8 protein-coding genes are annotated in these 8256 nt (G+C 71.0%); all 8 read left to right on the forward strand.

The annotated features are described in order from the left end of the window. Nucleotides 1-28 precede the first annotated feature (28 nt). The 8 genes from D452_RS0112995 to D452_RS0113030 all read left to right on the forward strand — a co-directional run bounded on the left by D452_RS0112995 (nt 29) and on the right by D452_RS0113030 (nt 8194). Entirely contained in the window at nt 29-478 is a 450-nt protein-coding gene (locus D452_RS0112995) for a DUF3060 domain-containing protein (RefSeq protein ID WP_193374232.1), read from the forward strand. A 308-nt stretch (nt 479-786) separates the two neighbouring features. Then, nucleotides 787-1782, forward strand: a complete 996-nt coding sequence (locus tag D452_RS0113000; protein ID WP_026129262.1) for a GNAT family N-acetyltransferase — start codon at nt 787-789, stop codon at nt 1780-1782. 106 nt (nt 1783-1888) lie between these two features. Then, nucleotides 1889-2812, forward strand: coding sequence for a hydroxymethylglutaryl-CoA lyase (locus tag D452_RS0113005; RefSeq protein ID WP_026129263.1), 924 nt, complete (start codon nt 1889-1891; stop codon nt 2810-2812). A gap of 339 nt (nt 2813-3151) precedes the next feature. Further along, nucleotides 3152-4792 carry a CTP synthase gene (locus D452_RS0113010; RefSeq protein WP_083927514.1) on the forward strand — a complete coding sequence of 547 codons (1641 nt, stop codon included), beginning with the start codon at nt 3152-3154 and terminating at the stop codon, nt 4790-4792. Between the two features lie 44 nt (nt 4793-4836). Beyond that, the gene (locus tag D452_RS0113015) at nt 4837-5505 is read left to right on the forward strand and encodes an NUDIX domain-containing protein (RefSeq protein ID WP_017544589.1); all 669 of its coding nucleotides are present in this window, start codon (nt 4837-4839) and stop codon (nt 5503-5505) included. A gap of 7 nt (nt 5506-5512) precedes the next feature. Further along, nucleotides 5513-6547, forward strand: a complete 1035-nt coding sequence (locus tag D452_RS0113020) for a site-specific tyrosine recombinase XerD (protein WP_152498584.1) — start codon at nt 5513-5515, stop codon at nt 6545-6547. 289 nt (nt 6548-6836) lie between these two features. Beyond that, entirely contained in the window at nt 6837-7796 is a 960-nt protein-coding gene (locus D452_RS0113025) for a ParA family protein (RefSeq protein WP_017544591.1), read from the forward strand. Further along, complete coding sequence (locus D452_RS0113030) at nt 7793-8194, forward strand: hypothetical protein (RefSeq protein WP_017544592.1); 402 nt, start codon at nt 7793-7795, stop codon at nt 8192-8194. Before D452_RS0113025 ends, D452_RS0113030 begins: the two co-directional genes overlap by 4 nt. The last annotated feature ends 62 nt before the right edge of the window (nt 8195-8256 follow it).

Here is an 8256-nt window from a genome sequence, read left to right on the forward strand (position 1 = left end):
TTTGCCTTTTTCGGGTGTGGGGGAGTTCATGGTCGGTCGAGTTCTGGGTATCGCGTTCGTCGCGGTGCTGACGGGTCTCCTGGTGGCCGGGTGCGGGCTCGACCGGGGCGGTGACGACCCGGAGGAGATCGCCCCCACTCCCGACCTCGGCCAGGGGCCGGAGGACGAGCCGGTGGACGGAGTCTCCAACGACCAGGTCATCGTGGTGGTCGACGACGGTGCCGAGGTGCACGAGGACTGCGCCGACCGCGAGGTCGTGGTCAAGGCAGACGACGCCGTCGTGATACTGGACGGCGACTGCGGGCTGGTCCGCGCCACCGGGCGCAACTCCGTCGTGGAGGTGGGCACGGCGAAGAAGATCGTCCTCGTGGGCGTGGACAACCAGGTCTCCTTCGCCTCCGGCGACCCCGAGGTGATCAACCACGGACGCAACACCACGGTCTCCGAGGGCGGTACCGCCAGCCCCGAGGCCGAATAGCCCCGTCACCGAGGAGCCTCCCCGCCCTTCGGGCGCGACCCCTCCATCCGTTACCGTGGTGCGCGTTCGCGAGCTTGCCGTGTCGGCGTGGTCGGGCAGGGGTTCGCCGAGACCCCTCCGGAGAGACGGACGGGCCCGTGTTCTCCGGCTTTCGGTCACCCGTACCGCTTCGAGGCGGTACGGTCGATCCTGTCCCGACACGTCGGTTGGTTCGGACGACGGTCCGGGGTCCGCGAAGGGCGCCGCGACGCGACCGCACCCGTCAGTCCGGTCGGGGCACGCTCTTGACGAATGGAGGGGTGGGGCGGGTGAGTGGTTATGTCGCTCGGGTGCGGCATGATGAGTCGCCTGGCGGCGACATCGGACTCGATCCGCTGGTGCACTCCGCTGCCCAGCGCTGGGCGGAGTCGGACCCCCTGCTGCCCGAACCCGTGGGGTTCGCGGCCAACTCCTACCCCCTGCTGACCGTCAGCGACGAGGACGGCCGAACCGTCGCCGCGGGCAGCATGCACTACACCTGGTACCAGCCGGGCGAGGTGGGCCGCATCTGGGGCGTGCCCGACCAGCACTGGCTCACCCCCATCGTCGGCGGCCCCGAACCCGCCCGCGCGCTGGACTCCCTGCTCACCAGCTGGCGCGACCAGATCGAGGACCTGCCCACGGGCACCGGCTCGGAGTCGGCGGCCCTCGTGAGCTGGCCCGCGCGTGACGTCGCCGGGATCATCCCCCTGCAACGCCACGGCCTCCAGCCCTACACCGTGCTCGCCGCGCGCCAGCGCCGCCGCGGTGTGCCGCCCTCCCTGCCCCCGCGTGACGTGGTCATCCGGTTGGCCGACACCAGCGACCTCACCCAGGTGGTGGGTCTGCTGATGGAGGAGCACCGGTACGAACAGCACTTCGGCGGGGTGTTCCTCCAGCCCGACACCGCCGAGCAGACCCGCAAGGTCGCCGCGCGGGCGCTCAACCGTTCGCGTTCGTGGATCTGGTTGGCCGAGCGCCGGGGCCGGGCCGTGGGGCTGCTGTGGGTGTCACCGCCGGAGCGCTCCCGCTGGGCGAAGTCCCTGGTCCGGGCTCGGCCGATCGCGCACATCGGCTACGGGGTGGTCTCCGAGGCCGAGCGCGGCCACGGGATCGGCACCGCTCTGGTGAGCCAGGCGCACCAGGCGCTGGACAGCCACGGTGTGGGGGTGTCGGTGCTCAACTACGCCGCCATGAACCCGCTCTCCGGGCCGTTCTGGCACCGGATGGGCTACCGCCCGGTGTGGACGACCTGGGAGGTCCGTCCCGCCCTCGCGCTGCGCTGACCTCGGCGCGCACCCCCGACTGACCGGCGCCCCGGTGACGGAGTTCACGGGGCGGGCTGGTTAGCCTGGGCGCGCAAGCGCAGTGTGGCGGGGAGAGGTGGAGTCGATGAGCGCGGACGACCGTGGGCCCGAGGGTGCCGAGCACGTGGAGATCGTGGAGGTGGGGCCGCGTGACGGCCTCCAGAACGAGTCCACCGTGCTGTCGGTGGAGGACCGGGTGGAGCTGATCGACCGTGCGGTGGCCGCCGGGGTGCGGCGGATCGAGGCGGTCAGCTTCGTCAACCCCAAGCGGGTGCCGCAGATGGCCGGGGCCGAGGAGGTCATGGCCGGGGTCACGCGGCTGCCCGGTGTCTCCTTCATCGGTCTGGCCCTCAACCGGCGCGGGCTGGACCGGGCGCTGGAGGCCGGGGTGTCCGAGGTCAACGTGGCGGTTCCGGCCACGGACGGCTTCAGCACCCGCAACCAGGGCACCACCGTCGAGGCGATGCTGGACTCCCTGGTGGAGATGGACCGGGCCCTGGAGGGCACGGGGGTGCCGTTGAGCGTCACCGTCTCCACGGCCTTCGGGTGCCCGTTCGACGGCGAGGTCGCGCCGGAACGCGTGGTGGAGGTCGTGCGGCGGATCGCGGACACCGCAGCCGTGGAGATCGCCCTGGCCGACACGATCGGGGTGGGCGTCCCCGCGCAGGTGCGCGACCTCCTGCACCGCACCGCCGAGGTGGCGGGCGGCCGGACCCTGCGCTGCCACTTCCACAACACTCGCAACACCGGCTACGCGAACGCCCTGGCCGCGGTGGAGGAGGGCGTCCGGGTCCTGGACTCCAGCCTGGGCGGTTTCGGCGGCTGCCCGTTCGCTCCCGCCGCCACCGGCAACATCGGCACCGAGGACCTGCTGTACATGCTGCACCGCAGTGGTCTGCGCACCGGGGTGAGCCTGTCCGGGGCGGCCGCACTGGGCGACTGGATGGGCGAGCGGCTCGGCAAGCAGCCGCCCGCCTACCTCGGCCGCGCCGGAGGCTTTCCCGTCTGACCCACGGCACGGGCTCCGGGCCGGTGAGTGGTGGTCCGGAGCCGCCATGGGCTCCATGGGGGAGTTCGGAACGGTGTTGCCTTCGCCACCCGGCGGGCGGTGGTTCGCGCGGGAGGCCCGCGCCACCAGGGGTTCGCGGCAACCGCGCAGGTGGGGATGGGGAACAGCGGGGGCAGGGCGGACGTTCCCGGGTGTGGACGAACGGGGGGCCTGTTATTCTGGTGCCCCGTGGAGTCCGACGCGCTGGAACGGCATCGCCGCCGCTCGGAACCGGACCGCCGCACGGCAGCCAAGCTCGCCCGAGCCAGCCGTAGCCACTCAAACCACGGGAGCAACACTTTGGCATCCGCCGCGAGTACCAAGCACCTTTTCGTTACTGGCGGCGTCGCCTCCAGTCTTGGCAAGGGCCTGACCGCCTCCAGCCTGGGACGGCTCCTGAAGTCACGCGGACTTCGGGTCACCATGCAGAAGCTGGACCCCTACCTCAACGTCGACCCCGGAACGATGAACCCGTTCCAGCACGGTGAGGTCTTCGTGACCGACGACGGCGCCGAGACCGACCTGGACGTCGGCCACTACGAGCGCTTCCTCGACGTCGAGCTCTCCGCCTCGGCCAACGTCACCACCGGCCAGATCTACTCCAGCGTCATCGCCAAGGAGCGCCAGGGCGCCTACCTCGGTGACACCGTGCAGGTCATCCCGCACATCACCAACGAGATCAAGTCGCGCATCTACGCGATGGACGCTCCCGACGTCGACATCGTCATCACCGAGATCGGTGGCACCGTAGGCGACATCGAGTCGCAGCCCTTCCTCGAGGCCGTCCGCCAGATCCGGCACGAGATCGGCCGGGAGAACTGCTTCTTCCTGCACGTCTCCCTCATCCCCTTCCTCGGCCCGTCCGGCGAGATGAAGACCAAGCCGACCCAGCACTCGGTCGCCGCCCTGCGCAGCATCGGCATCCAGCCCGACGCCATCGTGTGCCGCTCGGACCGGCCCATCACGCAGAGCCTGAAGTCCAAGATCAGCCTCATGTGCGACGTGGACGAGGCCGGCGTGGTCTCCACCCCCGACGCCCCCTCCATCTACGACATCCCCAAGGTCCTGCACCGCGAGGGCCTGGACGCCTACGTCGTCCGCCGTCTCGGCATGCCCTTCCGCGACGTGGACTGGACCGAGTGGGACGAGCTGCTGCGCCGCGTGCACCAGCCCGACCACGAGGTCACCATCGCCATGGTGGGCAAGTACATCGACCTGCCCGACGCCTACCTCTCGGTCAGCGAGGCCCTGCGCGCCGGCGGCTTCGCCACCGACACCCGCGTGAACATCCGCTGGGTGGCCAGCGACAACTGCGCCAGCCCCTCGGGCGCGGCCGCCGAACTCGACGGCGCCGACGGCGTCCTCATCCCGGGCGGCTTCGGCGTGCGCGGCATCGAGGGCAAGCTCGGCGCGATCCGCTACGCCCGTGAGAAGGGCGTGCCGCTGCTCGGCATCTGCCTGGGTCTCCAGGGCATGGTCATCGAGTACGCGCGCAACGTGCTCGGCCTGGAGGGCGCCAACAGCCTCGAGTTCGACGACAAGGCCGTCGACCCGGTCATCGCGACCATGGCCGACCAGGAGGACGTCGTCGCGGGCGACCGTGACATGGGCGGCACCATGCGACTGGGCCTGTACCCGGCGGACCTGGGCGAGGGCACCCTGGCCCGCGACCTGTACGACGGCGCCGACCAGGTCACCGAGCGCCACCGCCACCGGTACGAGGTCAACAACGCCTACCGGCCCAAGCTGGAGGAGGCGGGTCTGGTGTTCTCCGGCCTCTCCCCGGATGGCAAGCTGGTGGAGTACGTGGAACTGCCCCGGGACGTGCACCCGTTCTTCATCGCGACGCAGGCGCACCCGGAGCTGCGCTCCCGCCCGACCAACGCGAACCCGCTCTTCCGCGGCCTGATCTCCGCCTCGCTGGAGCACAAGGTCTCCTAGCGGCGACGACCAGGCGGGTGGGGCCCGAGCCTGAGAGGGGCCGCATGGCCAACCACACCCGCCCGGTCGAGGACGAGACGACGGGGGCGTTCGCGAAGGTCGCGGACGCCCCCGAGTCGTGGCCGGTGGAGCGGTCCGAGGAGCGCTACCGGGGCGCCAAGTGCTCGATGCGCACGGACTGGGTGGAGATGCCCGGAGCCCACGGCCAGGGCCGGATCGTGGCGGCCCGCGACTACATGGACCACCCGGGCGCCTCCGCGATCCTCGCCCTCGACTCCCAAGGCCGGGTGCTGCTGCAACGCCAGTACCGGCACCCCACCCAGCACACGCTCTGGGAGCTGCCCGCCGGTCTGATCGACGGTGACGGCGAGGGGCCGCTGGCCACCGCCCGCCGTGAGCTGGTGGAGGAGGCCTCGCTGCGCGCCGCCACCTGGCACAGACTTCCGGACTTCTACCCGAGCACGGGGTTCTCCAACGAGCGCATCCACGTCTTCCTCGCCCGTGACCTCACCGAGGTCCCGGAGGAGGAGATCGACTTCGTGCGCGAACACGAGGAGGCCGACCTGGCCAGCGAGTGGCTCCCGCTGCCGGAGGCCGTGCGCGCGGTCATGGAGGGGCGGCTGCACAACGGGGCCACGGTCATCGGCGTCCTCGCCGCGCACGCCGCCTCGCAGGACGGGTTCGCCTCCCTGCCTGTGGCCTCGGACGACTGAACCGCCCGTGGGAACCGAAGCAGTGGAGAACGGGCCGGGGCGGACCGAACTCGACGACGGCCCCCTGGGCCGGGTCCGGTCCGCGTTCCTCGACCACCTGAGCGCCGAGCGGGCGCTGGCCGACAACACCCTGCTGGCCTACCGGCGTGACCTGTGGCGTTACGTGGAGTACCTGGACGCCCAAGGCGTCACCGACCTCGCCGTGGCGACCACCGGGCACGTGGGAGCGTTCCTGGGGGCGCTGCGCGACGGTGACGACGCCCACGCGCCGCTGAGCGCCTCCTCCGCCGGACGCACCCTGGCCGCGGTTCGGGGGCTGCACCGGTTCGCGGTGCGTGAGGGGTGGGCGGCCACCGACCCCGCCGCCGAGGTGACCCCGCCGTCCCCGCCCATGCGCCTGCCCAAGGCCGTGCCCCTGGACCAGGTGGAGCGGCTGCTGGAAGCGGCCGGGCCGGTGTCGGCACCGGCCTCGGACGCACGTGTCGACCTTCTCGCCCAGCGCGACCGCGCGCTGCTGGAGGTGCTGTACGGCACGGGGGCACGGGTGTCGGAGGCGGTCGGCCTGGACGTGGACGACGTCGCGGACGCGGTGGACGCGGGCGGGCCGGTCGGCCTGGTGCGTTTCCGCGGCAAGGGCGGCAAGGAGCGGCTCGTGCCTTTGGGCTCCTACGCGCGCCGCGCGCTGGCCGGGTACCTGACCCTGGTGCGGCCGGTACTGGCCGCGTCGGGGCGGGGCGGCCCGGCGCTGTTCCTCAACACCCGGGGCGGACGCCTGACCCGGCAGGGCGGGTGGGTGCTGCTGTCGGCCGTGGCGGAACGGGCCGGGGTGGGGGGCGTCTCTCCGCACACCCTGAGACACTCCTTCGCCACCCACCTGATCGACGGTGGCGCGGACATCCGCGTCGTCCAGGAGTTGTTGGGGCACAGTTCGGTCACCACCACGCAGGTCTACACGCTGGTGACGGTGGAGCGGCTGCGCGAGGTGTACGCGTCCAGTCACCCCAGGGCGCGGCGCGGGGCGGATCCGGGTGGCCCGCCGTGACCGCCGGGGCCCGCTGCGGAGGGGTCCGACCGCGTTCGGGACGAGTCCGACGTGCGTCGTGTGTACCCTTCTCCTACGAGAGAAATGGGTACGACCGTGCGGTTCCTCCCGGTTGCGGAGGGTGGGGAATCCTCGTCGGATCATGTTGAAGTGCGCCGTGTCGTCGTTCTAGAGTCGCCGCACAGAGGTACGTTGCTGTCGACATATTGAGTTTCCGACGGCGGCCAGTCGTGGGAAACGTCAAGAGTCCCATCGGGCCGTGGCCGGTCCGTAGGGGAGGTCAAGGGTTGTGAACTGGTCGGACAACGACGAGGCGGCGAACACCGCACCCGTCGGCGAGGAGGGCTTCGCCGACCCGGTGAGCAACCCGTGGGGGACGACACGCAACACGGGGGCGGATCTGCACACCAAGAGACCCGTGCGTACATATCCGGAGCCTGCGCCGCTTGACGAACACGGTCCGGCACGGATTGTAGCACTCTGTAACCAGAAGGGTGGGGTCGGTAAGACCACCACCACCATCAACCTCGGTGCCGCCATCGCGGAGTACGGCAGACGGGTACTGCTGGTCGACTTCGACCCGCAGGGCGCGCTGTCCGTGGGCCTGGGACGGCTGGACCCGCGCGAGCTGGACCTGACCGTCTACAACCTGCTCATGCAGCGCGACGTGACGGTTGAGGACGTCCTGCTCAAGACGGACGTCGACGGTCTGGACCTCATTCCGAGCAACATCGACCTGTCGGCCGCCGAAGTGCAGCTGGTCGGCGAGGTGGCCCGTGAGCAGATGCTGGGGCGCGCTCTGCGCCCGGTCATCAACGACTACGACGTCATCCTCATTGACTGCCAGCCTTCGCTGGGCCTGCTGACCGTCAACGCGCTGACCGCGGCGGACGGGGTCATCGTGCCGCTGGAGTGCGAGTTCTTCGCGCTGCGCGGTGTGGCGCTGCTGATGGACACCATCCAGAAGGTGCAGGAGCGCCTGAACGAGGACCTCGTCATCGACGGTTTCCTCGGCACCATGTACGACCCGCGCACCCTGCACGCCCGCGAGGTGCTGTCCACGATCGTGGACGGCTTCGGCGACAAGGTGTACGGCACGGTGATCAACCGAACCGTGCGCTTCCCGGACGCCACCGTGGCCGGCGAACCCATCACCAGGTTCGACTCGTCCTCGGCCGGGGCCAACGCCTACCGGTCGCTGGCCAAGGAGGTGCTGGCGAGGTGGCCTCTCAGCGGTCACGACGTGTGACGCTACCCGGGGCGGACGAGCTGTTCTTCCGCCCCTCCGGTCCCGAAGAGGAACCGGTCGAGACCGAACGCCAGTACCAGGTACCGGAACAGGATCGACAGAGCACCACCGAGGCCTCGTCGGAGCGGCCCGCGCGCAAGTCGAACGGCAGGGGGCGGAGCAAGGTACGCCGCGCTCCGAAGCCGAGCGGGCGCCAACGCCACGACGAGAAGATCACCGTCTACGTCTCCGGGGCCGAGCTGCTGGCCCTGGAACAGACCCGGCTTTCGCTGCGTGCGGAGCACGGGTTGTCGGCCGACCGCGGCCGCCTCGTTCGCGAGGCCGTCGCCGTGCTGCTCGCCGACTTCGAGGAGCACGGCTCCAGCAGCATGCTGGTGCGCCGGCTGACCGAGGACTGACGTCCCCGGGCCGACCGCTGGGGGAGCGGACGGCGACCGGGAACCCGAGAGTGAGGGTGTCA

This window comes from Nocardiopsis prasina DSM 43845, from assembly GCF_000341265.1.
Classification (GTDB): domain Bacteria; phylum Actinomycetota; class Actinomycetes; order Streptosporangiales; family Streptosporangiaceae; genus Nocardiopsis; species Nocardiopsis prasina.